24 protein-coding genes are annotated in these 23,156 nt (G+C 71.9%); 12 read left to right on the top strand and 12 right to left on the bottom strand.

The features are described from left to right. Complete coding sequence (locus ACWGJB_RS12120; protein WP_453380086.1) at nucleotides 1-726, top strand: aspartate/glutamate racemase family protein; 726 nt, start codon at nucleotides 1-3, stop codon at nucleotides 724-726. A 72-nt stretch (nucleotides 727-798) separates the two neighbouring features. Here ACWGJB_RS12120 and ACWGJB_RS12115 read toward each other — a convergent pair whose 3' ends face one another. Next, a complete protein-coding gene (locus tag ACWGJB_RS12115) occupies nucleotides 799-1,257 on the bottom strand; it encodes an N-acetyltransferase family protein (RefSeq protein WP_453380085.1) in 459 nt (152 codons plus the stop codon). Next, nucleotides 1,254-1,466 carry a hypothetical protein gene (locus ACWGJB_RS12110; RefSeq protein ID WP_453380084.1) on the bottom strand — a complete coding sequence of 71 codons (213 nt, stop codon included), beginning with the start codon at nucleotides 1,464-1,466 and terminating at the stop codon, nucleotides 1,254-1,256. Before ACWGJB_RS12110 ends, ACWGJB_RS12115 begins: the two co-directional genes overlap by 4 nt. Before the next feature lie 304 nt (nucleotides 1,467-1,770). Between ACWGJB_RS12110 and ACWGJB_RS12105 the strand changes: the two genes are divergently transcribed. Beyond that, a complete protein-coding gene (locus ACWGJB_RS12105; protein WP_453380083.1) occupies nucleotides 1,771-2,502 on the top strand; it encodes a DUF7873 family protein in 732 nt (243 codons plus the stop codon). Between the two features lie 540 nt (nucleotides 2,503-3,042). Continuing rightward, the gene (locus tag ACWGJB_RS12100) at nucleotides 3,043-4,905 is read left to right on the top strand and encodes an FUSC family protein (protein ID WP_453380082.1); all 1,863 of its coding nucleotides are present in this window, start codon (nucleotides 3,043-3,045) and stop codon (nucleotides 4,903-4,905) included. A 35-nt stretch (nucleotides 4,906-4,940) separates the two neighbouring features. Here the strand turns inward: ACWGJB_RS12100 and ACWGJB_RS12095 are convergent, their stop codons facing one another. Continuing rightward, nucleotides 4,941-5,897 (bottom strand): endonuclease/exonuclease/phosphatase family protein, encoded by a 957-nt coding sequence (locus ACWGJB_RS12095; RefSeq protein ID WP_453380081.1) that lies wholly within the window; start codon nucleotides 5,895-5,897, stop codon nucleotides 4,941-4,943. Between the two features lie 317 nt (nucleotides 5,898-6,214). Between ACWGJB_RS12095 and ACWGJB_RS12090 the strand changes: the two genes are divergently transcribed. The 3 genes from ACWGJB_RS12090 (at nucleotide 6,215) to ACWGJB_RS12080 (ending at nucleotide 8,602) form a co-directional block, all read left to right on the top strand. Then, nucleotides 6,215-7,531 carry an amidohydrolase gene (locus tag ACWGJB_RS12090; RefSeq protein ID WP_453380278.1) on the top strand — a complete coding sequence of 439 codons (1,317 nt, stop codon included), beginning with the start codon at nucleotides 6,215-6,217 and terminating at the stop codon, nucleotides 7,529-7,531. Nucleotides 7,532-7,623: 92 nt separating this feature from the next. Then, nucleotides 7,624-8,268, top strand: a complete 645-nt coding sequence (locus ACWGJB_RS12085) for a DUF899 domain-containing protein (protein ID WP_453380080.1) — start codon at nucleotides 7,624-7,626, stop codon at nucleotides 8,266-8,268. A 154-nt stretch (nucleotides 8,269-8,422) separates the two neighbouring features. Then, nucleotides 8,423-8,602: a hypothetical protein gene (locus ACWGJB_RS12080; RefSeq protein ID WP_362721692.1), complete on the top strand. Its 180-nt coding sequence runs from the start codon at nucleotides 8,423-8,425 to the stop codon at nucleotides 8,600-8,602. A gap of 7 nt (nucleotides 8,603-8,609) precedes the next feature. Here the strand turns inward: ACWGJB_RS12080 and ACWGJB_RS12075 are convergent, their stop codons facing one another. The 3 genes from ACWGJB_RS12075 to ACWGJB_RS12065 form a co-directional block, all read right to left on the bottom strand. Beyond that, the gene (locus ACWGJB_RS12075) at nucleotides 8,610-10,472 is read right to left on the bottom strand and encodes an ABC transporter ATP-binding protein (protein WP_453380277.1); all 1,863 of its coding nucleotides are present in this window, start codon (nucleotides 10,470-10,472) and stop codon (nucleotides 8,610-8,612) included. A 280-nt stretch (nucleotides 10,473-10,752) separates the two neighbouring features. Next, complete coding sequence (locus ACWGJB_RS12070; protein WP_453380079.1) at nucleotides 10,753-11,187, bottom strand: hypothetical protein; 435 nt, start codon at nucleotides 11,185-11,187, stop codon at nucleotides 10,753-10,755. Continuing rightward, nucleotides 11,184-11,747 (bottom strand): ATP-binding protein, encoded by a 564-nt coding sequence (locus ACWGJB_RS12065; RefSeq protein WP_453380078.1) that lies wholly within the window; start codon nucleotides 11,745-11,747, stop codon nucleotides 11,184-11,186. Before ACWGJB_RS12065 ends, ACWGJB_RS12070 begins: the two co-directional genes overlap by 4 nt. 501 nt (nucleotides 11,748-12,248) lie before the next feature. On the opposite strand from ACWGJB_RS12065, the gene ACWGJB_RS12060 reads away from it, so the two are divergent. From ACWGJB_RS12060 to ACWGJB_RS12050, 3 genes are all read left to right on the top strand, one after another. Further along, entirely contained in the window at nucleotides 12,249-13,109 is an 861-nt protein-coding gene (locus ACWGJB_RS12060) for a helix-turn-helix domain-containing protein (RefSeq protein WP_453380077.1), read from the top strand. After that, nucleotides 13,110-13,385, top strand: coding sequence for a DUF397 domain-containing protein (locus ACWGJB_RS12055; protein WP_453380076.1), 276 nt, complete (start codon nucleotides 13,110-13,112; stop codon nucleotides 13,383-13,385). It abuts the gene before it with no gap. A gap of 84 nt (nucleotides 13,386-13,469) precedes the next feature. Further along, nucleotides 13,470-14,252, top strand: coding sequence for an SAM-dependent methyltransferase (locus tag ACWGJB_RS12050; RefSeq protein ID WP_453380075.1), 783 nt, complete (start codon nucleotides 13,470-13,472; stop codon nucleotides 14,250-14,252). Nucleotides 14,253-14,625: 373 nt separating this feature from the next. Here the strand turns inward: ACWGJB_RS12050 and ACWGJB_RS12045 are convergent, their stop codons facing one another. From ACWGJB_RS12045 to ACWGJB_RS12035, 3 genes are all read right to left on the bottom strand, one after another. Continuing rightward, the gene (locus ACWGJB_RS12045; protein ID WP_453380074.1) at nucleotides 14,626-16,113 is read right to left on the bottom strand and encodes a glutamate synthase subunit beta; all 1,488 of its coding nucleotides are present in this window, start codon (nucleotides 16,111-16,113) and stop codon (nucleotides 14,626-14,628) included. Nucleotides 16,114-16,302: 189 nt separating this feature from the next. After that, the gene (locus ACWGJB_RS12040; protein ID WP_453380276.1) at nucleotides 16,303-16,782 is read right to left on the bottom strand and encodes an anthrone oxygenase family protein; all 480 of its coding nucleotides are present in this window, start codon (nucleotides 16,780-16,782) and stop codon (nucleotides 16,303-16,305) included. A 135-nt stretch (nucleotides 16,783-16,917) separates the two neighbouring features. Beyond that, complete coding sequence (locus ACWGJB_RS12035; RefSeq protein WP_453380073.1) at nucleotides 16,918-17,619, bottom strand: DUF2293 domain-containing protein; 702 nt, start codon at nucleotides 17,617-17,619, stop codon at nucleotides 16,918-16,920. A 206-nt stretch (nucleotides 17,620-17,825) separates the two neighbouring features. On the opposite strand from ACWGJB_RS12035, the gene ACWGJB_RS12030 reads away from it, so the two are divergent. Both ACWGJB_RS12030 and ACWGJB_RS12025 read left to right on the top strand, forming a co-directional pair. Continuing rightward, nucleotides 17,826-18,458 carry a uridine kinase gene (locus ACWGJB_RS12030; protein WP_453380072.1) on the top strand — a complete coding sequence of 211 codons (633 nt, stop codon included), beginning with the start codon at nucleotides 17,826-17,828 and terminating at the stop codon, nucleotides 18,456-18,458. A 90-nt stretch (nucleotides 18,459-18,548) separates the two neighbouring features. Next, nucleotides 18,549-18,962, top strand: a complete 414-nt coding sequence (locus tag ACWGJB_RS12025) for a PPOX class F420-dependent oxidoreductase (protein WP_453380071.1) — start codon at nucleotides 18,549-18,551, stop codon at nucleotides 18,960-18,962. Nucleotides 18,963-19,006: 44 nt separating this feature from the next. Here the strand turns inward: ACWGJB_RS12025 and corA are convergent, their stop codons facing one another. Continuing rightward, on the bottom strand, nucleotides 19,007-20,134 hold the full coding sequence (gene corA, locus ACWGJB_RS12020; protein WP_453380070.1) for a magnesium/cobalt transporter CorA: 1,128 nt from the start codon (nucleotides 20,132-20,134) through the stop codon (nucleotides 19,007-19,009). A 267-nt stretch (nucleotides 20,135-20,401) separates the two neighbouring features. Between corA and ACWGJB_RS12015 the strand changes: the two genes are divergently transcribed. Further along, nucleotides 20,402-21,196, top strand: coding sequence for a methyltransferase domain-containing protein (locus ACWGJB_RS12015; protein WP_453380069.1), 795 nt, complete (start codon nucleotides 20,402-20,404; stop codon nucleotides 21,194-21,196). A 49-nt stretch (nucleotides 21,197-21,245) separates the two neighbouring features. Here ACWGJB_RS12015 and ACWGJB_RS12010 read toward each other — a convergent pair whose 3' ends face one another. Next, nucleotides 21,246-22,160, bottom strand: coding sequence for a carbohydrate kinase family protein (locus ACWGJB_RS12010; RefSeq protein WP_453380068.1), 915 nt, complete (start codon nucleotides 22,158-22,160; stop codon nucleotides 21,246-21,248). Beyond that, on the bottom strand, nucleotides 22,157-23,065 hold the full coding sequence (locus ACWGJB_RS12005) for a pseudouridine-5'-phosphate glycosidase (RefSeq protein ID WP_453380067.1): 909 nt from the start codon (nucleotides 23,063-23,065) through the stop codon (nucleotides 22,157-22,159). Before ACWGJB_RS12005 ends, ACWGJB_RS12010 begins: the two co-directional genes overlap by 4 nt. Between the last annotated feature and the right edge of the window lie 91 nt (nucleotides 23,066-23,156).

Below are 23,156 nucleotides of genomic sequence, written 5' to 3'. Positions count from 1 at the left end.
GTGCGGATCGTCGTCACCAACTGCAACACCACGCAGGAGATGACCGAGGAGATCGTGCGAGGTGCCCGGGCCGCCGCAGGCCCGGGCACCACCGTGACCGGGCTGACCCCGGACTGGGGGCCCGAGTCGGCGGAGGGCTGGCTCGACAGCTACCTCTCGGCCGCGGCCGTCATCGACACGCTGCGGACGTACGACGGCCCGCCGTACGACGCGGTGGTCATGGCCGGCTTCGGAGAGCACGGGCGGGAGGGCGTAAGGGAGTTGGTGGACGTACCGGTCGTGGACATCACCGAGGCGGCCGCGCATCTGGCGTGCCTGCTGGGACGCCGGTACGGCGTCGTCACGACCCTGGAGCGGTCGCGCGGACAGATCGAGGACAGCCTGGAGACGGCCGGCGTGGCCCGCAACTGTGCGGCCGTGACGGGCACCGGACTGGGCGTCCTCGACCTCGCCGGGGAGCCCGGGCGTACGGAGGCCGCGTTCCTCGCGGCGGCCGAACGCGCCCGGGACGCCGGCGCCGAGGTCCTGGTTCTCGGCTGTGCCGGGATGACCGGACTGCAGCGCGCGGTGGGGGAGAAGCTCGGGCTTCCGGTGGTCGACGGGGTCGGTGCGGCGGTGAAGCTGGCGGAGTCGCTGGTGGCGCTGGGTCTCACGACCAGCCGGGCGGGCAGTTACGCGAAGCCGTTGCCGAAGCGACGGGCCTGGGGAGCGGCCGGGTCCGCATAGCGGGGGCGGCGCAATGGACTCACACCCTTCGAAGCCACGGCACGGCACCGGCGGCAGGTCCGGTACGCGGGTTCAGGGCCGCCACACGTACCGCACATCCGGCTCCCGCTCCTCGTTCCCGCTGCCGTCGGTGTACTCGGCGGCGACGAAACCGTGCCGCTCGTAGAACCGGTGGGCGGGCTTGTTGACCTGGAACGTCCAGAGCGTGAGCCCCTGAGGGGAGCGCTCCTTGGCCAGCGAGACGAACCGGTCACCGACACCCCGCCCCCGCCACTCGGGGGCCAGGTACAACTGGGACAGCAGATCCCCCGCGAGCACCATCACGCCCACGACGCGACCGTGCGCCTCCGCGAGCCAGGTCTCCCGCTCCGGCACCACGACATCCCGGAAGTACGCGCGCACCTCGTCGTCGGAGCGCGCCCGGACGACGGTGGGCAGGGCAGCGGAGTACGACCGCAGCCAGACGTCGGCGACGGCACCGGCGTCCGGTCCGACCGCCCGGCGCAGCACGGCCTCCTCACCCGCGCTCACGCACGCGCCCCGTCGGGCACGACGGCCCTGGTCGTGACCCCCACCAGTTGACCGGTGTATCCGAGGCAGGCCGCACCGACGAGCTTCCCCTCGGCCTTCAGCAGAACGGAACCGGCCGGGGACCCGAGCTGTGTGCCGGCCTTGCCTACCGACACGTGAGAGCAGGCGCGCGACGGGAGGAGTGCCGAGGTGGCGGTGCGTTGGATCACTGGGTCTCCTGGAGTGTCCTGGATCAACGACGGACAGCCTGCCGATCGTCCTCCCTCGCACCAGCGGCCCGCACGCGAATTTCCCGGAGCGTGTCCCACGGGCAGGGCGGCCGTTCATGCTGGAGGAGTGCGTGGACCCGGAGGACCCGAGTTCCTGAAGAACGGCTCCGGTCACCACGTACCCGGCAGCCGGGCTCCCGCGCATGAGGAGGCGGACCGCATTCAGTTGCGGGACGTGTTGACGTGTTTCCCCCGCTCGAAAATACGTGGGAATAGGCCAGTTCCCGCTGCTACCGTCCTTCACGTGGCGAAACTCAATCAGATCATCGCGGTCGAGAAGGGCATCAAGTCCAAGGCTCATCAAGACCTGACGGCAGCTCATCACGGGTTGCAGAAACCCGCGTTGCTGGCCGGAATCTCGCGGACGTATCAGCCGAAGGACGAGGAGGGCGAGCAACTGCCGCCCGAGTCCACGCGGGTTCAGGTGAAGGCCGAGGACGTGTTGCGGGAGACCTCGGCCACGCTGACGCGGCTCTTCGACGTGACCGCCACCAAGGACTGGGCCAACTGCGAGGCCAGGGCCGACGTGAAGGTGGACGGGCGGGTGCTCGTCGCCGCCGTACCCGTGGCCTATCTGCTGTTCCTGGAGAAGCAGCTCGTCGATCTCAACACGTTCGTGCGGAAGCTGCCCGTGCTCGACGCCTCCGAGTCGTGGGTGCAGGATCCGTCCACCGACGCCTGGAAGACCGAGCCGGTGCGGACCCTGCGGACCAGGAAGGTGCCTCGCAACCATGTGAAGGCCGAAGCGACCGAGAAACACCCGGCACAGGTCGAGGTGTACTACGAGGACATTCCGGTCGGGTATTGGACCACCGTGAAGTTCTCGGGTGCCCTGCCCGCCCGCCGCATCAACGAACTCCTCGACCGGGTCGAGAAGTTGCAGCAGGCCGTCAAATTCGCCCGCGAAGAGGCGAACGGCGCCGACGTCGTCGACCAGCGGGTCGGGGACGCCGTGTTCGGATACCTCTTCGGGTGATCGAAGACGACTGAAACAGAAGACTCCCCGGTCCTTTGCGGCCGGGGTGCGCGAGGAGCGCAAAGCTGAAGCTGAGGCTTGTCGTGACGAGCGGTCGTACCCCACAGAACACGGGGCGGACCGCGTTGAATCTCAGACTCTCGCTCCAGACTCAGCATTCGCCGCCGATCGCCGGATCGAACGGGCCCGGGCCCCAGCACGTCGAAATGCAGGTTCAAGTCCTGCCCGCGCAGCTCGATGCGTGGTGGTCCAAAGGAAGGACGCGGCGACCTCACGACTGACCCGGGTTCTCAAGTGTGCCGGCGTGTGACGATGGGCGGCTCTCCAGGGCCCGGGGGCAGGCTACGCCCCCGGGCCCGTTCCCGTTCGTCGTGAAATTGCGTTCATAAAGAACACGGCTCTTCGCCCCACTTGTCACACCTCGGAAATACGAACGGGCCTTTCCTTACGGGAACACGATCTACGGTGGGAACACCGAAGCCGACAGCCCGGCCACCGTCGTCCGAAGGCACACCCCGCCCTCGCCCGGACAGGAGCCCCGTGTCACCTCGTATCGCCCTGCCGCCCTGGCTCGCCCACGCCCTGCGCGCCCAGCGCGGGCCCGTGCCCTGGAGCGCCGTGACGAGAGGGGCGCTGGCCGCCGGGCCGCTGCTGCTCACCGCGGTCGCACTCCACCACACCTCTCTCGGAGTCGTCGCCGCCATCGCCGCGATGCTCGCCGGGATCAACGACCGGCCGGGCAGCCGACGGGCCGCCGTACGCCGGCTCGGGGTGCCCGCGGCGGCCGGGGCCGTGGGGCTGCTCGCCGGGACCTACGGCGGCGAACACCTCACCGCCGTCCCCCTGACCCTGCTGCTCACCGGGCTCGGGCTGGTCGCCGGCGGGATGAGCGCCGTCGGGCCGGTCGCCTCCGGGGCCGGGACGCAGTTACTGGTCGCCGCCGCCATCGGCGCCGGGATGCCGGTCGTCGAAGCGGGCTGGCAGCGGGCCCTCGCCTTCCTCGCCGGAGCCGGCTGGCTGCTGGTGCTGCGGCTCGCCCTGCCCACCCCGGGCGCCCTCGCCGGCGACTACCGCTTCGACGGGGAACGGGACGCCGTCGCCGCCGTCTACGACGCTGTCGCCGACCTGCTCGACGCGGTCGGCGGCGAGGCCGCCCTCGGCCGGCGCAAGGCGCTGAGCACCGCGCTCGACCATGCCCAGGACGCGCTCACCGGGCCCCGGTTGCGGCGGTACGCCAGTTCCGCCGCCGAGCGCCGGCTGCACGCGCAGTACGCCGCCGCGCTGCCCCTCGCCGAGGCGGCCACCGCCCTCGCCTGGGCCGAGGAGCCGATATCCGAGCGGGCCGCCGAGGGGCCCCGGCGGCTCGCCGTCGCGGTCCGGGGGACCGGCGGCACCGGGCCGCTGCCCGCGCCGTCGCGGTCGGCACCCGCCCTGCGCGCCCTGGACGACGCGCTGCTGCGCGCCGCCGAGGCCTTCGACCGGGCCGAGGCCGAGGGCGCGGAGCACCGGCCGCCGGCCCGGCGCCGCAGCCCGAAGGAGGTCCTGCGGGCCGCGCTCGGCAGCGGCGGCCGGGAGTACGGGCTGCGGGTCGCCCTCTGCTTCGGGGCCAGCGCCGCCATCGCCCAGGCCCTGCACCAGGCCCGCTGGTACGGCGAGCACCAGCACTGGTACTGGCTGCCCGCCACCGCCGTCTTCCTCGTCAAGCCCGACCTCGGACCGCTCGCCTCCCGGGTGCTGTGCCGGGCTGCCGGGACCGTGCTCGGCGCCCTCGTCTTCGCGGGCTTCGCCGCCGTACTGCCCCGGCCCGAGGGGCTCATCGCGCTGGTCGCCGTCTGCGGAGCGGTCATCCCGGTGTCCACCCGGCACTTCGCCGCCCAGACCGCCGCCGCCACCGTGCTCGTGCTCGCCCTGGTCATGGTCGGCGGCGAACCGCAGGCCTCGCTCAGCCGCATCGGCGAAACCCTGCTGGCCTGCGCGATCGTGCTGATCGTGGGCCATCTGCCGATGGCCGGGAAGCGGGGCGGGGGAGTACGCGCCCGGCTGGCGGCTGCCGGGCGGGCCGCACACGCCTACCTCGACCACGTACTGAGCGAGTCCGACGACCGCGGCGAACGCTGGGCCCTGCGCCGCGAGGCCTACCGCACCCTCGCCGAGGCACGCACCACGATCGCCCTCGCCGCCGCCGAACTCCCCGCCCTCGCCCGGCACGCCGAGGGCACGGACGCGGTGGCGGCCGTACTCGAACGGCTCGTGGACACCACCACCGCGTGTGCCGTGCACCTCGACGAGACGGGGCGGCTCACCGCCCGGCACACCCGGCAACTCGAAGACCTGGCAGCCGAGTTGGAGCGTGGCGGGCAACGGCTCGGGCTCGCGGTGCCGCGGATGCCGGTCGCGGTGTAGTCGCGGTGTCGGGAACTTCGGCCGCGCCGTACGCGTCAGTCCTCGAACCGTGCCCACACCGGTGCGTGGTCCGACCCCGGTGCTCCGCGCCGCTCCGCCGGGTCCTCGCCCACCGACGGCAGGGACGGTGGTGCGGTGGTGCCGGGCAGGCCCGTGCCCGCCTCCGTCAGGCGGTGGACCAGGTGGTGGCTGAGGAGGATGTGGTCGATGAGCTCATGGCGGCCGGAGTCGACGCGGGAGTAGCGCTGCTCGGCCGGTATCCGCGGGGCTGTGTCCCACAGCCGTACCGCGTCGCCCTTGTCGGCGTGGTCGTAGCCGGTGGTGCCGATCTCGGAGCCGGGCGGGCCGAGCAGGATCTGGGTGGTGGCCGCCTGCACCTCGTCGTTGAGGTCGCCGAGCACCGCCACATCCCTGGACTTGCCCTGCCCGGCCAGCAGTTCGTCCGCCAGCGCCCGCAGGGCCGTCGCCTCGGCGGCGCGCCGGAAGAGGGCGTACGCCCCGTAGCGCGCCCGTTCGCCCTCGTCGTGCGGGTAGAAGCGGTCGCCGGGGTAGGTGAGCAGCTTGGACTTGAGGTGGGCCACCGCCGCCGTCAGCGGGCCGGCCGGGGTCTGGACCGTCACGGCCAGGAAGCCGCGCCCGGCCCCGGTGGCGGTTCCGTCCGAGTCGTCGGTCTGCACCGGGTCCAGCTGAGCCGGCAGGGCCGCCGTGTCGGACACCACCGTCAGCTCGGTGCGGGCCAGGAAGCCGACCCGGATACCCCGTCCGTCGGGATGCGTGGAGAGGGCGATGCGCCAGTTCCCGCCCAGCAGTTCGGCCAGGTCCGCCAGGGCGCCGGGGTCTCCGACCTCCTGGACGCCGAGCAGGGCCGGGTCGAGTGCGCCGATCACGGAGGTGAGGTCGGCGAGCTTCGCCTCGTACGGGGACTTGTCCTTGGGGCCGTAGGGGCTGCCGGGTCGGTAGAGGTTCTCAAGGTTCCAGGTGCCGAGGAGCATGCCCGGCTCCTTCCAGGAGGTGGTGCGGCCAGCGTGCTCGTCCGGGCCGGTACGCGACAGCGGCAGGACAGGATGCGCGGTTCGGCTCACACGGCCCGACGACCGTGCCCTACGTTGGGGCGATGAGCTCCGCTCCTGCCGATCGTGGTTCGTCGCCTGCCGACCGTGGCTCCGCTCCTGCCGATCGTGGTTCGTCGCCTGCCGACCGTGGCTCCGCTCCTGCCGACCGTGGCTCGTCGTCCGCCGATCGCGGTTCCGTCCCCGTCGATCGTGGCTCGTCGTGCGCTGATCGTGCTTCCGCTCCCGCCGATCTCGTCATCACCGGCTGTACTGCGCTCACCCACGACGAACAGGAACGGATCGTCTTTCTGGAGGACGCCTCGATCGTCGTGCGGGACGGAGTCGTGGAATCCGTGGGAACACAGGGCGAGACCGCCGCCTTGGAGCGGATCGACGCGCGCGGGCAGGTCGCCATGCCGGGGCTCGTCAACTGCCACACCCACGCACCGATGGTCGCGCTGCGCGGACTCGCCGAGGACCTGCCGACCGAGGCGTGGTTCAACGACGTCGTCTGGCCCGTCGAGGCCAACCTCACGGAGCGGGACGTGGAGTTGGGGGCGCGGCTCGCCTGCGCCGAGATGATCCTGGGCGGGGTCACCTGCTTCGCCGACCACTACTTCCACATGGACGCGGTCGCCGCCGTCGTCGCCGAGTGCGGGCTGCGGGCCCACCTGGGCGAGGCGTACTTCTCCTCGCAGGGGCCCGAAGGGCGGGAGCGGTCGGTGGAGTTCGCGCTACGGCACCGGGGCGGCGCGGACGGCCGTATCACCACCGCCCTCGCCCCGCACGCCCCGTACACCGTCACCGACGCGGACCTCGCCGCCACCGCCGAACTCGCCCGTGCCCACGGACTGCCCGTGCACCTGCACGCCGCCGAGAACCGCGACCAGACCGACACCAGCCTCGCCCGCCACGGCGCCACCCCCATCGAGATCCTGGACCGCGCCGGGCTCCTCGACACCGAGCTGCTCATCGCCCACGGCACCGGCATCCTCGACCGCGACCTGCCCCTGCTGGAGCGCACCGGTGGCCGCACCGCGGTGGCGACCGCGCCCCGCGGCTACCTGAAGTTCGGCTGGCCCACCACCACCCCGGTGCGGGCCCTGCGCGCCGCCGGCGTCCCGGTAGGCCTCGCCACCGACGGCGCCGCCTCCAACAACTCCCTGGACGTATGGGAGTCGATGGAGCTCACCTCGCTGATCCAGAAGTCCAGCGAGGGCGATCCGCGCTGGCTGACCTCCCGGCAGGCCCTGCACCACGCCACCCTGCAGAGCGCACGGGCCGTCGGGCTCGGCACCCGCATCGGCCGTCTCGCCCCCGGCCGCCGCGCCGACATCGTCCTCGTCGACCTCACCGGGCCGCACACCCAGCCCGTCCACGACCTCGCCGCCACGCTCGTGCATAGCGCCCGCGCAGCCGACGTCCGCACGACGATCGTCGACGGCCGTGTCCTGATGCGCGACCGCGAGCTGCTCACCCTCGATGTGCCCGCGATCGTCAGAGAGCTGGGGGAGCGACTCCCTGCCCTCGTCGACCGCAGTCAGGGCCGACGCATCCAGGAGTACGACACCTGACGGTGACGCCGAAAAAAATCTTTGACCGCGCCGATGAGTTCTCCTCCCGTCGGCGGTCACCACCCGGAACCGACCGTCGTACAGGAGGGCCCATGTCGCTTCCGGAGATCGTCTCGCGTGAGCGGTGGCGTGCCGCGCGTGAGGAGTTACTGCTCAAGGAAGAGGCGCTCACGCGCGCGCGGGACGTGCTCAACGCCGAGCGGCGCCGGCTCCCGATGGTCGAGGCGGACCCCGAGTACGTGTTCGAGGGCGGAGACGGCAAGGTCACCCTGCTCGACCTCTTCGACGGGCGGCCCCAACTGATCGTCTACCACTTCATGTTCGCTCCGGAGTGGGAGGCCGGCTGTCCCAACTGCTCCGCGTTCCTGGACCAGATCGGCCACCTCGCCCATCTGCGGGCGCGCGGCACCTCGTTCGCGGCGGTGTCCCGGGCGCCGTTCACCAGGATCCTGCCGTTCAAGGCGCGGATGGGCTGGACGCTGCCCTGGTACTCCTCGTACCACAGCGACTTCAACCGTGACTTCGGGGCGACCCTCCTGGTCGACGACGAACCGGTCGAACGGCCCGGCATCAGCTGCTTCCTGCGGGAACACGACCGGGTCTTCCACACCTACTCCGCCCACGACCGTGGCCTCGACGGACTCGGCTCGACCAGTTCCCTGCTCGACCTGACCGCGCTCGGCCGGGTACCCGCGGGCAGCGAGCGGGTTCGTTATCACGACGAGTACGAGGACTGACACAAGCGGTCACGAAGGTGGCCGAAAGTCAACGGACTCTCACCCTCCGCGCCGGTGACGTGTCGGCTATGTCTCAGTACCGTCACCGGGCGAGCCATTCGTGTTCTCCAGAGCGTTAACTCCTACAAGTACGACGCACTTCTGGAGGTGCAGGATGGTGAACGGGCGAACCGTGCTCGAACGCTTTCCCGCAGGCGGACCGCGAGGATCATGGCCGGCGGAGGAGTTCGCGCACGCGCGGCGACTCGAAGGCATGCCCGCAGAGGTCGTGATGGACCTGGCGACGGACACGTTCCTGGTCATCGTGCGCGGCGGCGACGGAGCCCAGGGCTAACCCGGGGCTAACCCACCTTCCGGGCGGGCACCTTGGCCGTGAACTGGTCCGCCTGGAGCGCGTACAACTCCGCGTAGACACCGCCGTTCGCCAGGAGCTCGTCGGGGGTCCCGGACTCCACGACCCGGCCCTGGTCGAGGACGTGCACCAGATCGGCGTGGCGGACCGACGCCAGTCGGTGGGTGATCAGTACGACGGTCTGCCCGCTGCCCGCCAGCGCGCGGATCTTCTCGAAGACCTCCAGTTCGGCCCGGGCGTCCAGGGCGGCGGTCGGCTCGTCCACGATCAGGATGCGCCCGCGCCGGTAGGCGGCCCGCGCGATGCCCAGCCGCTGCCACTGACCGCCGGACAACTCGTGCCCGCCGCTGAAGTTGCGGGCCAGCAGGGTGTCCAGGCCGCGCGGCAGGTCCTCGACCACCTCCTCCGCGCCCGCCTCCGAGACCGACCTGGTCAGCCGCTCCTCGGTGAGCGGCGCCGACGAGCGGCCGACGGCCACGTTGACCTTGGCGGTGAAGGGCCAGCGCTTGAAGTCCTGGGCCACCATCGCGATGCGCTCGGCGAGCCGGTGCCGGTCGGCGCGCGCCGCGTCGACCCCGTCCCACAGGATGCGGCCCCGGTCCGGCTGGTACAGCCCGGCCAGCAGCTTGACCAGGGTGGTCTTGCCGGAGCCGTTCTCGCCGACCAGGGCGACGATCCGGCCGAGCGGGAGTGCGAGGGTGACGTCGTCCAGGGCGGGTCGGGTGGCATCACCCGGATAGGTGAACGTGACGTTCTCGAAGCGGATCTCCCGCGGATCCTCCGGGAGCGGGTCGCCGCCGGTCGGGATGGCCCGCTCGGCCGCCTCGACGTACAGCCGCTCCAGGTCGCCGACGAACAGCGCCTCCTCGTGCAGCGTGTTGATCTCCAGCACCAGCGTGTTGAGGCTCGCCGAGCCGGTGCGGATCGCGATCACCGCCGTACCGGCCACCGACAGGGCCATCGCCCCGCTCAGCAGCAGCGCGCCCAGCGTCGCGTACGTGGCGACGGTCGCGAGGCCGGTCCAGGCCGCCGCGATCAGGCCGGTGCGGGCGGCGAGCCGGGCCAGCCGGGCCTGCTCCGCCTCCGCCGTCTCCGACATCGCCCGGAAGTGCCGTAGCAGGAAGGGACCGACGCCGTGCACCCGGATCTCCGGCGCCGCCTCCGGCTCGGTGAGCAGGGCGCTGATCAGGTGGCCGGCGCGGGCGTGCTGCACCCAGGTGTGGAACGACTCGTAGCGGCGCCGGGCGTTGGTCAGGGCGCCCCAGGCGCTCGGGATCGTCATGGTGATCAGCAGCGGCAGCAGGGCCGGGTGCAGCACGGTCAGCACACCGGCCGCCGCGATCAGCGAGATCATCGCGTTCACCACGCGCGTGCCGTACATGATCATGCGGCGGGCGGAGGAGGCGCCGTACTGCGCGGTGTCCAGCAGCTTGTGGAAGGCGTGGTCCTCGATCGCGGCGAGCTCGACGGCCGCCGCGCGCTCCAGGTACATCTCGGTCGCCACCCGCTCGACCTTGGGTTCCAGGCGGCCGGTCGCGTAGGTGGACGCGGCGCGCAGCAGGGCCGCCAGGAACATCACGGCGGCCATGATCACCAGGGCGGGGGCGGCGCCGCGCAGCCGGTCCTCGATGGTGCCGGTGCCGATCAGCCGGCCCAGCACGCTGTTCACGGCCAGCAGGCTCACGGCCTGGGTCACGCCGATGGTCACCTGCGCGGCCAGCACCACACGCGCGGCGCCGGCGTCCGCCTGGCGGGCCAGCCGCAGGCTGGACATGAGCATGCCGGGCAGACGGGTCAGCATCGCGCGGAGGTCCAGCTCCAGGAAGGCGTCCCCGTGCTGGTTCCATCCCATGTCGTAGCGGAGCGGCCCCCCGAACAGCAGCCGCTCCGACTCCGACACCTCGGACGCCGCCGTGTCCCGCCTCTTCGTCACCGAGTTCCTCCCCAGGGCCGTCGACGAACGGCCACTATCGCGGCCACGGCGCCCGCCGGGCAGGGCGTGCGACAGGGCTCGCGGGGCACGGGGGAGTGCGCCGGGGGTGCGGGGTGAGGATGGGGGTGGGCCGACGATGTGCCCGCCGGCCGTTACCCCCGTCGGTCTCGCGCCGCTGTCCGCCGAAGCCGCGCGGCGGTCACGCGCTGAGCGGGCGGGACCACTCCGGTGTCGTCCCCGTCACCCGGCACAGGGCGAGGTAGAGCGGTATCGGCGGGGTGTACGGCACCGTGCCCTCGGGGCGGTGGATCAGCCGGGCGGCGCCGGGGAGCGGGGCCCCCGGGCTGTAGTCGGCCGGAGCCGGCCAGCTGAGGGCGTAGTCGGAGTCGGAGGGGACGATCCACCACCAGCGCGTGCCGTCGGCATACACACAGCCCACCCGCGGCAGCCGGGGTACCACCAGCGGCCCGAGACGCGCCGGTACGGCAACGGCGTCGCAGCCCAGCGGGGTCGTCATGCCCTCGGGCACCGGGAGCCGTCGGGCATCGTCCGTCGCCGTCGGTCGCTGGCCGCGTTGCAGCCGGACCAGGGTGTCGAGGCCGAGCGACCGGCCGGCACCGGGGATGCCGTTCACGGTTGCCTCCGCCCGGGCACCGGGCGCAGCGCGGCCTCCGACTGCCCCTCTTCCCCGGAACCGGGCGAGGGACGGTGGACCGGGCTGTGCGCGGGCCCGTGCGACGGGTCGCGCGAGGGTCCGCGGGACGAGCCCGGGTCGGGGCGTGCGCCCCATCCCAGGTCGTTGCGGGGTTCGGCGGTGCCCTGGGCGGCATCGGTCTGGCGCCGCAGCTCCGCCCAGACCAGCAGCCCGGGACCGTGTTGCTGAGCCCCCCACGCCTGGCACAGCGCCTCGACGAGGAGCAACCCCCTCCCGTGCTCCTCCTCCGGACGCTGTGGGGACGGGTGGGGCTCATCCGGTGCACAGCCCTCGTCGTGCACGGCTATGCGCACCGTGTCGTCGTGGTCGTGCAACTCGCACACGACGCGACTGCTCGCGGTGTGCACGATCGCGTTGGTGACCAACTCGGATATGACGAGTACGGCGGTGTCACAGGTGTCCGCGCAGACCGACCAGCCGGTCAGCCGGGCACGCACCAGGCGTCTCGCCTGGGCGGGGGAACCCGGATGAGCGGCCAACTCGAACCGGAACCGGCGCTCGGCACCGCCCCCACCAGGGGCGACAACCGCGGCAGCGCCGAGACCGAGACGGTCTGCGGCGGCGTCTGTTCCTAAGGGCGGGGACGGAATCACGCTTGCCACTATCGCCCCGCCGTGAACACTTGGCAAGAGTCACTCTGAAAAATGCAGAGTGCTGTGTGACGCGGTCAGGGGCCGTGGCACACTGCTCGCAACAGCATGTCGAGCGGCGCCAGTTGGGATCAGTGAGGATCCGACGGACCGATCCGGCCAATGCGATCGATGCGACTGAACCGGAAGTTTCCGGTTTTTTCGGTCAATTCGGTCACCCTGTCCGGTCCGGTCGCCCCGTCAGATCTTCGAATGAGCCTTCGAATGGCGCCGCTGGGCCGTCAGCATGCCGCTGACACCTGTAGCCGGGTGACACCTGTATGTGGCGGCGACCGTGCCGCCGACGAGCGCAAGTGGCGTTCCGGCCAGGGAACTTCGTGGAGGTGGAGCGTGAGCGAGCCGCGGTCCGCGCCGACCGTGGGCCAGGTGGTCCTCGGTCGGCGCCTCCTTGACCTGCGTGAACGCGCCGGGCTCAAGCGTGAGGAGGCCGCCCGTGTACTCCGCGTGGCGCCTGCCACCGTCCGCCGTATGGAGATGGCCGAGGTCGCCCTCAAGATCCCGTACCTCCAACTGCTCCTGAAGGCATACGGGGTGACCGACGACGAGGCCGACGTCTTCGTCCGGCTCGCCGAGGAGGCCAACCAGCCCGGCTGGTGGCAACGGTTCCACGACATCCTGCCCGGCTGGTTCTCCATGTACGTCAGCCTGGAGGGCGCGGCGAGCCTGATCCGCTCCTACGAGCCGCACTTCGTACCCGGGCTGCTGCAGACCGAGGACTACGCGCGCGGGGTGCTGAAGTCGGGAGCCGTCGGCCAGACCCAGCCGGAGGAGATCGAGCGCCATGTCGCCCTGCGCATGCAACGCCAGGATCTGCTCACCCGTGATGACGCCCCCCGCTTCTGGGCCGTGATGGACGAGACCGCCCTGCGCCGCCCGGTCGGGGGCCCGGAGGTGATGCGCGCGCAGATCGACCGGCTGCTGGAGGTCACGAAGCTGCCCAATGTGACGCTCCAGGTCGCCCCGTTCACGAGCGGGCCGCACCCGGGGACGTACGGGCCCTTCGTGCTGTTCCGATTCGCCATGCCCGAACTGCCGGACATGGTCTACAGCGAGTACCTGACCGGCGCCGTCTACCTGGACGCGCGCACCGAGGTGGCAACCCACCTCGAGGTCATGGACCGCATGGCGGCGCAGGCCGCTACGGCACAACGCACGAAGGAGATCCTCCGGGATCTCCGCAAGGAGCTGTGAATGGATCGCATCAAGCCCCAGTCCGGGCCGCGGAACCGCACCGAGCGGATCTACAACGGCATGCCCGCCCGGGAACTGGGCAGCGAGGGCTGGCACAAGCCGTGGAGCGGCGGCAACGGCGGCAACTGCCTGGAGGCGATGAAGCTGGCCGACGGCCGGATCGCCCTCCGCCAGTCGACCGACCCCGACGGACCGGCGCTGATCTACACCACGGACGAGATGACGGCCTTCATCGAGGGCGCCAAAGCGGGGGAGGCCGACTTCCTGCTCTCCTGAAGCTGCTTGTTTTTTTCTTGTTCAACTTCTTTGTAATGGTGCTGAATTGATCATCGACCCTGTCGGACGCTTACGGAGTGCCTCGTGATCGACACCAGCAAGCCGCATCCCGCGCGGATGTACGACTGGTACCTCGGCGGCAAGGACAACTACCCGGTCGACGAGGAAATGGGCAGGCAGATGCTGGCCCTCGACCCCCGGGTGCCGGTGATGGCCCGGGTCAACCGCGCCTTCATGCACCGCACCACCCGGTGGCTGGCAGAGCAGGGCGTACGGCAGTTCCTGGACATCGGCACGGGCATCCCGACCGAGCCCAACCTGCACCAGATCGCGCAGGGCGTCGCACCCGACACCCGGGTCGTCTACTGCGACAACGACCCGATCGTGCTGGTCCACGCGGCCGCCCTGCTGCGCGGCACGCCCGAGGGTGCGACCGAGTACCTCCAGGCCGACGTGCGTGACCCGGCGGTGATCGTCGCCGGCGCGCGCGAGGTCCTGGACCTCGACCGCCCGGTCGCGCTGTCGCTCGTGGCCCTGCTGCACTTCGTCCCCGACGAGGACGGGGCGCACGAGCTGGTCGGCCGGCTGCTCGCCGAACTGCCGTCCGGCAGCTACCTGACGATGACCCATGCCACCGCCGACTTCACCCCGGAGGAGTCGGCGGCGGCCACCGCGAAACTCAAGGCGGCCGGAGTCACCCTGGCGCTGCGCTCCCGGGAGGAGTTCGGCCGCTTCTTCGACGGCCTGGACCTGGTCGACCCCGGCGTCTCGGTGGTCCACCACTGGCATCCGGAACTGGGCGAGCCGGTGCCGGGGCAGGACGACGGGGTGATTCCCGGCTACGGGGCGGTGGGGCGCAAGCCGTAACGGTCTCTTCGGCCCAGGTCAGAGCCACGACCACCGGCGCCGGGGCGCGTCCACCAGTCATCAACACCCTCCAGGACCGACCGCCGACAGGGGGACGCGCGGGGGTGGCCCTGCCTGACGGCGGAACGAAGGATGGGGGCGCCCCACGCCGACCCACTCCCGACCGACCGCGACACGCCTCCTACCGCCATCACCCCGTCGGCGTTGAACTCCAAGCCGCTCGCAGTCCACTTTCCGGCCCACCGCGAGGGGATTTCGTGAGCCGGGAGGAGAGCACGGCCCGGCGCTCCTCCTCCGGCAGTACTCCCCGCCTCCTCCACAGGACCGAGGACCCGCCGCCTTACGGCGGCCGTCCCACATCCCGCGCTCTCACCTACACGGTCATCGGCCGGTCGTACGGTGATATCGGCGCCGGCAGCTGCGAACTCCCCGTCAGATAGCGGTCGACGGCCGCCGCCACGGCCCGCCCCTCCGCGATCGCCCAGACGATGAGCGACTGCCCGCGCGCCGCGTCCCCGGCGGCGAAGACGCCGGGCACGTTCGTGGTGAACTCGGCGTCCCGGGCGATCGTCCCGCGCGGCTCCATCACCAGCCCCAGCTGGTCGATGAGCCCGTCCTCCCGGTCGGGGCCCGAGAACCCGAGCGCGAGCAGCACCATGTCGGCGGGCAGCGTCCGGCCGGTCCCGGGCACCGGCCGCCGCGCCGCGTCCACCTCCGCCAGGTGCAGTGACCGCACATGCCCGCTCCCGTCGCCGGTGAAGTGGAGCGTCGAGGCCGCGAACAACCGCGCGTCCGCATGCGCGTCGGGCGCCGTCTCCAGGTCCCGCGCCTCCTCGTGCGCCGCCGACAGCCGGTAGATCTTCGGATACGTCGGCCACGGCTCGACGTCCTCGTCCCGCTCCGCCCCCGGCTGCGCGTAGATGTCCAGCTGGGTCACCGACGCGGCCCGCTCCCGCACCGCCGTCCCCAGACAGTCCGCCCCCGTGTCACCCCCGCCCACGATCACCACGTGCCTACCGGCCGCCGACATCGGCGACCGGGCCAGATCCCCCTCGCCCACCCGGTTGGACAGCGGCAGATACTCCATCGCCTGGTGTATCCCGTCCAACTCCCGGCCCGGCACCGGAAGTTCCCGCCACGCCGTCGCCCCGGTCGCGATCACCACCGCGTCGTACCGCGTCCGCAGCTCCGCCGCCCCGATGTCCCGCCCCACCGTCACCGAAGTACGGAACTTCGTCCCCTCGGCCCGCATCTGCCCCAGCCGCCGCTCCAGATGGTGTTTCTCCATCTTGAACGAAGGGATGCCGTACCGCATGAGCCCGCCCAGCCGGTCGTCCTTCTCGTACACGGCGACGGTGTGGCCGGCCCGGGTCAGCTGCTGCGCCGCCGCGAGGCCGGTCGGACCGGACCCGATCACCGCCACGGTCCGCCCGGACAGCCGTTCCGGCGGCCGCGGCGAGGCGAACCCCTCCGCCCAGGCCCGGTCGGCGATGGCGCACTCGACGTTCTTGATCGTGACGGCCGGCTGGTTGATGGCGAGCACGCACCCCGCCTCGCACGGCGCCGGACACAGCCTCCCCGTGAACTCGGGGAAGTTGTTCGTCGCGTGCAGCCGGTCGCCCGCCGCCCGCCAGTCCTCTCGTGACACCAGGTCGTTCCACTCGGGGATCAGGTTGCCCAGCGGACACGCGTCGTGGCAGAACGGCACCCCGCAGTCCATGCAGCGGTCCGCCTGCTTGCTGATGATGGGCAGCAGCGCCCCGGGGACGTACACCTCGTCCCAGTCCCGGACCCGCTCCTCGACCGGCCGCCGCGGCCACTCCTCACGCGGCGTGGTCATGAAACCCTTGGGATCGGCCATGGTCGACTTCCTCGCGTGCGACTGCCCCAGGCCATGTGTCATCGGGCGGCACTCTTTCGGCCACGATACGTCCGCTCGGTCGTGCCCGCAGAGTGGCTGTCAGCGCCATCTGCCGGGGCTTCCCCAGCCGGAGGCCAGCTGACGGCCAGCCGGCGGCCAGTCGGGTGTCGGTTTTCTCCTATGCCTCCCTCAGGACAGGGCCAGTACATAGACGACCGCCGCCGCGGCCGACGCGAGGGTGCGCACATGGTTCCACCGCGTCCACTCGCGCACATACGCCGGCCAGTAGGAGGCGGCCTCCGGGGTGCCCGGCTCCAGCGAGGCCAGCGCCTCGTTCCGGGGCACGTTCGCCACCAGGGTCAGTCCGAACGAACCGGACAGATACAGCGCGCTGCCCAGCAGCAGCTCCGTCTTCCCCTCGTCCGGCCACACCACGAACGTCACCACCGCGATCATCGCGCACAGCACCGCCGACCCGGCGAACACCAGCATGAACGCGGGGGTCACCGCGGTCCGGTTGATCGCGTTCATCGCGCCGACCCCCTGTGCCGGTGGCAACGCGGCCAGCCCGCGCATCACGAAGGTCGAGAACGCGCAGAACACCCCCGCCACCAGCCCGGTCCCCAGTACTCCCAGCAGGACCAGTACGTAATACGGCCCGTCGATCACAACCACCACACTCACTCTCGCCCCTCGCCTCGGACACCGTCGCCATTCGAGTCATTGCCCACGCCCGTCCTGCCCGGCTACCTACCTGCTCACCTCCCGTGCCCGGCCGCTTCCGGCCGGCTGTTCCGCCCGGCGTCAGCCGGTGAGGCGGATCTCCACCCCGGCCTCCCATGCCCGCAGCACCACCTCCACCGTCCTCGCGATCCGCCGCCGCGCCTCGTACCGCGGCACCCCGCCCATCAGCAGCTGGTCGTACGACGTGTCCACATGCCGTACCCCCGCCACCACCGCCGAGACCACCGCCCCCTCCGTGAGCGCCCGCCCGGCCCTGGTCCGCCCCACTCGCCCGCTGCCCCGCACCGACGCGTGCGCCGCGATCGCGCGGGCCCGCTCCGTCGGGCAGCCCGGGAACAGGCGCAGGATCTCCGCCGCGAAGGCCTCCGTGAACCGCACGTCCTCCGCCGCCCGCCGCCTCGCGTCCCGCGCCCGGCGCCGCCGCCGCGCCTCGGCGTCGGCCAGACACCGCGCCTCGGCCCGGGCCAGTGCGGCCTCCTCGACGAGGACGCCCTGCCGTTCGTACCGGCTCTTGCGCCGGTTGAACCGCACCACCACCGCCGACAGCGTGCTCTCCTCCCGCGACCGCCGGGTCAGCGCGGTGTCCCCACGCGGAAGGAACACCAGATGCCCGAGATCGGCACACTCCAGGCACCGCGGCGCCCCGTCCTCCAGCACCAGCATCGACAACGGCCCCCGCCGGCAGGCCGCACACCGCTTGTGCCGAAGAGGCTGCACCACCAGAAGTCCACCGTGGTGAGGGGGAGTTGCGAGGCGCGTCATATGCGGTTCTTTCCCCTTCCGGGCCAGGGATCTCACGTCCGTACGGCGGCGGGCACACGACGTGCGGTTCGGTCAGGAGCGGGAGTACGACCCGGCCGCCCTCGGCCAGCCCCGCGGCTCGGGGCGCCGGGGCATCACGGCGAACCTCACCGGGGTGCCCCGGCCCCGGCACGGCCGCCGCCCGGGCCGCGCGGCATCATGACCCCGTGCGACTCGAAGCGATCACCTGGGACCGGCTCGCCGAGCGCCTCGCCGAGCGGCTGGCCGAGCTGAAGCCCGCCGACGGGGGCGCCTGGCCGCGTGTCGCTCTCGACGGCGCCCCGGCGGCCCGGCCCGGGGACCTCGCGGAGCGCGTCGCGGAGGCGTTGCGCCTGCGGGGCCGGCCTTCGCTCGTCGTGGGCGCCGAGGGCTTCCTGCGCCCCGCCTCGCTGCGTCTGGAGCACGGTCGCCGCGACGCGGAGTCGTACTACGGCGGCTGGTTCGACACCAACGCCCTGTGGCGGGAGGTCTTCGGCCCCCTCGACCCCGGCGGGACCGGACGTGTCCTGCCCGACCTGTGGGACCCGGCCACCGACCGAGCCACCCGCAGCCCCTACGTCCAACTCCCTCCCGGTGGCCTCCTGTTGCTGCATGGGCCGCTGCTGCTGCGGCACTGGTTCCCGTTCGACCTGACCGTCCACCTCCTGCTGTCTCCCGGCGCCCTGCGCCGCCGTACTCCCGAGTCCGAGCACTGGACCCTGCCCGCCTTCGAGCGTTACGAAGCCGAGACCGACCCCGCCGGCACGGCCGACGTCCTGGTCCGTGCCGACGACCCGCGGCATCCGGCGTGGAGCGGCTGAGCGTCCCGCGGCAGGCCCTGCCGCCCTGCTCGCATCGGCCGATTCGGCAAACCGCTTTTATATGTGCATGCATGTAACTAGTCTGGTCGCATGCCGACCTCCTCGAACCTCCCCGCCACTTTCGACGACTCCGTCCGGGCCCTCCTCGACGGCAAGAACTTCGCCAGCGTCGCCACCCTCGGCCCCGACGGTGCCCCGCAGAACTCGGTGGTCTGGATCAAACGCGAGGGCGACACCGTGCTGTTCTCCTCCACGGACGGTCGCCAGAAGGTGCGCAACCTCCGCCGTGACCCCCGCGTCAGCCTCACCGTCTTCGACCTGGCCGACCCCTACCGCTCGGCCGAGATCCGCGGCACCGCCGAGATCCTCCCGGACGAGGCCAAGCGGCTCCCGTCCGAGCTCTCCCACAAATACCTCGGCATCGACCCGCCCGCGGAGAAGGACGACGAGGTGCGCGTGATCATCAGGGTCGTCCCGCGCCGGGTCATCGCCTTCTCAGCCTGAAGCCGCCCAGGGGCCGTGGTCCCTGGTGCCGCCCGTCGTGGGGCTCAGAGCCAGCCGTTGCGCCGGAAGCCCCGGTACAGCACCAGACAGGCCAGGGATATGACGCCGATGACGAGCGGGTAGCCGAACCGCCAGTGCAGCTCCGGCATGTGATCGAAGTTCATGCCGTAGACCCCGCACACCATCGTGGGCACGGCGATCACCGCGGCCCACGCCGTGATCTTCCGCATGTCCTCGTTCTGGGCGACCGTCACCTGCGCCAGATGCGCCTGGAGAATGGAGTTGAGCAGTTCGTCGAAGGACGCGATCTGTTCCTTGGCCCGCATCAGATGGTCGAGCACGTCCCGGAAGTAGGCCTGTATCTCCGGGGCGATCACCCGTATCGGCCGGGTGGTCAGCTCCTCCATGGGCCTGCCCAGCGGCACCACCGCCCGCTTCAGCTCCAGGAGTTCACGCTTCATCTGGTAGATCCGCCCCGGGTCGGCTCGTGCGCCGTTCTCCGCGAACACGTCCGCCTCGACCTGGTCGATATCGGCCTGCACCGCGTCCGTGACGTTCAGATAGTCGTCGACCACATGGTCCGCGAGCGCGTGCAGCACCGCCGCGGGGCCCTTGGCGAGCTGGTTCGGGTTCGCCTCCAGTTCCTCGCGCAGCGGCCCCAGCGAACCGTGCCGGCCGTGCCGCACCGTGATCACGAAGTCCTCGCCGACGAACACCATGATCTCGCCCGTGTTCACCACCTCACTGGTTGCCGTCAGCTTCTCGTGCTCGACGTAGCAGACCGTCTTGAACACCGCGAAGAGCGTCTCGCCGTACCGCTCCACCTTGGGGCGCTGATGGGCCTCGACCGCGTCCTCCACGGCCAGCGGGTGCAGGTCGAACAACTCGGCGATGCCCGCGAACTCGCTGTCCGTCGGCTCGTGCAGCCCCAGCCAGACGAACCCCTCGCCCTTCTTGCGTACCCGCTCCACTGCCGAGTAGAGATCACTGCACTCGGGGACCCGCGCTCCGGCCTCGTACGTCACGCAGTTGACCACCGAGGAGCCCAGCGGGGACCGTGCGTGATGGTTGAGGTCGACGCGGGGCCGCCGCCGGGCCAGCCGCGCCACCTTGCGCAGGCCGCCGGCCCTGCCCAGCCCTGTGACCTTCCGCAGATTCCCTGCCATCGTCATCCGGATCTCCTTGCCTGGATCCCCTCGCGCAACGCTTTCGCGCCCTGCCGGGCAAGTCTGCCAGCCCGGTGTGAGACACGGGTAAGCCTGTGTGAGCAGCGAGTTCCGGTTGGTTCCCGCCTGTGGACAACTCGGCTCCCGAGGCCTGTTCCCGCCGGTGGCCACGAATTCCCCACGTCCGGCGGTCGTACTCCCTCCGTACGCGAGCGTCGGCCGTACCGAGCGTCGGCCGTGCCCGACAACCCGGGCAACGGGGATGATCCCTTCATGACACAAGCGGACGGATATCTCCTCGACAACCGCCAGAGCGAGGCTGCACAGCGCTTCGACGCCTTCGCCGCCCTCTTCGACCCCACCACCTTCCGGCACCTCGAGGCATTGGGTATCGGACCGGGCCGGCGCTGCTGGGAGGTCGGGGCCGGCGGCACTTCGGTGGTCTCCTGGCTGGCCGGGAAGGTCGGACCGACCGGCCAGGTCGTCGCCACCGACATCGACACCTCGCTGCTTGCCACGGCCGCCCACGCACCGGTCGAGGTCCGCACCCACGACGTCGGCACCGAGGAGCCGCCGGGGGAGGGCTTCGACCTGGTGCACGCCCGGCTCGTGCTGGTCCATGTCCCGGACCGGGAACATGCGTTGCGCTCCATGATCAAGGCCCTGCGCCCCGGCGGACGGCTGCTGATCGAGGACGCCGACCCCGCCCTCCAGCCGCTGACCTGCCCCTACGAGTACGGCCCCGAGCAGCGGCTCGCCAACCGCCTGCGCCAGGGCTTCCGCAAGCTCCTCGCCGAACGCGGCGCCGACCTGTCGTACGGGCGCAAACTCCCGCGGCTGCTCCGGGCGGCCGGGCTGCACCAGGTGGAGGCCGACGCCTACTTCCCCGTCGCCTCGCCCGCCTGCACCGCCCTGGAGTCCGCGACGGTCCGGCAGATCCGCGGCCGGCTCGTCACCGCGGGTCTGGCCACCGACGGGGAGATCGACCAGCACCTCGCCAACGTGGCGGCGGGGAGCATGGACCTCGCCACGGCCCCGATGATCTCGGCATGGGGCCACAAGGAGTAGGCCCACCGGACAGGGCGCCGGCCCTGCCGCTTCCGGCCCTGGTGTCGTGTCAGCCGTGGACGGGCGGTCTGGCGCCCACACGTTCCACCGCCCTCGCGCCCGCCCGGCAGCCCCGCGCCGCCGCTTCCCCGGGATCCGCGCCGGCTACCAGCGCGGCGAGGAACGCCCCGGTGAAGGCGTCACCGGCGCCCGTGGTGTCCCGGGGCGTCGCCGGTTCGGCCGGGACCCGCGCGAGGACGCCACCCGCCTCGGCGACCAGCGCGCCGTCAGCCCCCGCCTTGGCCACCACCAGCGGCACACGGCGGCTCAACTCGGCCGCCGCGTCGGCAGGATCGGTCAGCCCCGTCAGCAGACAGGCCTCGTCCCGGCTCGGCAGGAGGACGTCCACGCCTTCGACGAGCGCCAGGAAGCGGTCCACGCCCAGCGCCACGAGGAACCCGGCCGACGCCGGATCCAGGCTCACCGGCACGCCACGCGCGCGTGCCGACGCCAGGGCCACCGCCACCAGTGCCCGGCTCGGCTCGGAGAACAGCAGATAACCCGAAAGGTGCAGCCGGGCGACCCCGTCGAGCAACGCGTCCGACCAGTCGGCGGGCTCCAGCCGCAGCGACGCCCCGCTGTCCGTGAGAAAGGTGCGCTCGGCCGAGTCGCCGTTGTCGACCAGGCAGACGACCATCCCCGTTGCGGCCTCGGGGTCCACCACGAGCTGTGGCCGCACCCCGGCCGCGACCAGCTCCCGCCGGTGCCACTCTGCCGCGTCCGCACCGACCCGCCCCAGCAGCCGTACATCCGCACAGCCCGTACGGGCGGCCCAGCAGGCCACGTTGGCGCCCGCTCCGCCGGGCACGGTCCGGATCACGGCGGCCGTGTCCGTGCCGGCCGCGAGTGGTCCCCGGTGCCGCGCGACGACATCGGTGACGACGTCCCCGACGACCAGCAGCGCGCCCTCTCCGCCAGTCCTCACCTCCTGGTCCACGCCGACGCGATCCGCGCCGCCAGCCGTACGTTGCCACGCACGGCCGCCAGGTTGGCCTCCAGTGAGGCGCCGTCCGTGTGCCGGACCAGATAGTCGAGCAGGAACGGCGTGACCCCCTGACCGGTGATCCCCTCTTCGGCGCACGCCTGCAGCGCGTCGGCGAGCACACGCGCGTGCAGTGCGGGATCGAGCTGCTCCGCCTCCGGGACCGGATTCGCGACGATCAGGGACGTGTCCGCCGCGTCGAGCGCGTCCTGCGCCCGCATGACCTCCGCGACCTGTACCGGAGTCTCCAGCGTCCAGTCGACCGGGTAACCGGAGTCGGACAGATAGAAGCCCGGGAAGCGCTCCGTGCCGTAACCGGCCACCGCCACACCCAGGGTCTCCAGACGCTGCAGGGTCGCCGGCACGTCCAGGATCGACTTCACGCCCGCACATACCACCGTGATCCGGGTGCGCGCCAGCAGACCCAGATCGGCGGACTCGTCCTGGGTCACCGACCACTCCCGGTGCACCCCGCCGAGACCGCCCGTCGCGAACACCCGGATGCCGGCCAGCGCCGCCAGCTGCGCCGTCGCCGACACGGTGGTCGCCCCGCTCGCCCCCGCCGCCACGGCGAGCGGCAGGTCGCGGTGGCCCAGCTTGCGGATCCCGTCCTCGTTGGCGATCCGCTCCAACTGGTCCTTGGCCAGGCCGACATGGGGCTGCCCGTCCAGAACCGCGATGGTCGCGGGTACGGCACCCTCGTGCCGTACCGCCTCTTCCAGCTCCAGCGCCACCTGGAGGTTGCGCGGGCGCGGCAGCCCGTGCGCGATGATTGTGGACTCCAGGGCCACCACTGCCCGGCCCGCGCCGAGCGCCTCACGGACCTCTTCCGACACCACCAGCACCACGCGCCTGCCTCCTGTCCGTCGGTCTTCCCTCATCTCTGGCGGGCGGCACACCCGGATAAACGCTTTCCGCCCGTGCCGGACGCCACCAGCC

The organism is Streptomyces sp. NPDC054813 (assembly GCF_053611365.1).
Note: the sequence above shows the minus strand (reverse complement) of the source record. Positions and strands in the feature narration are given on the sequence as shown.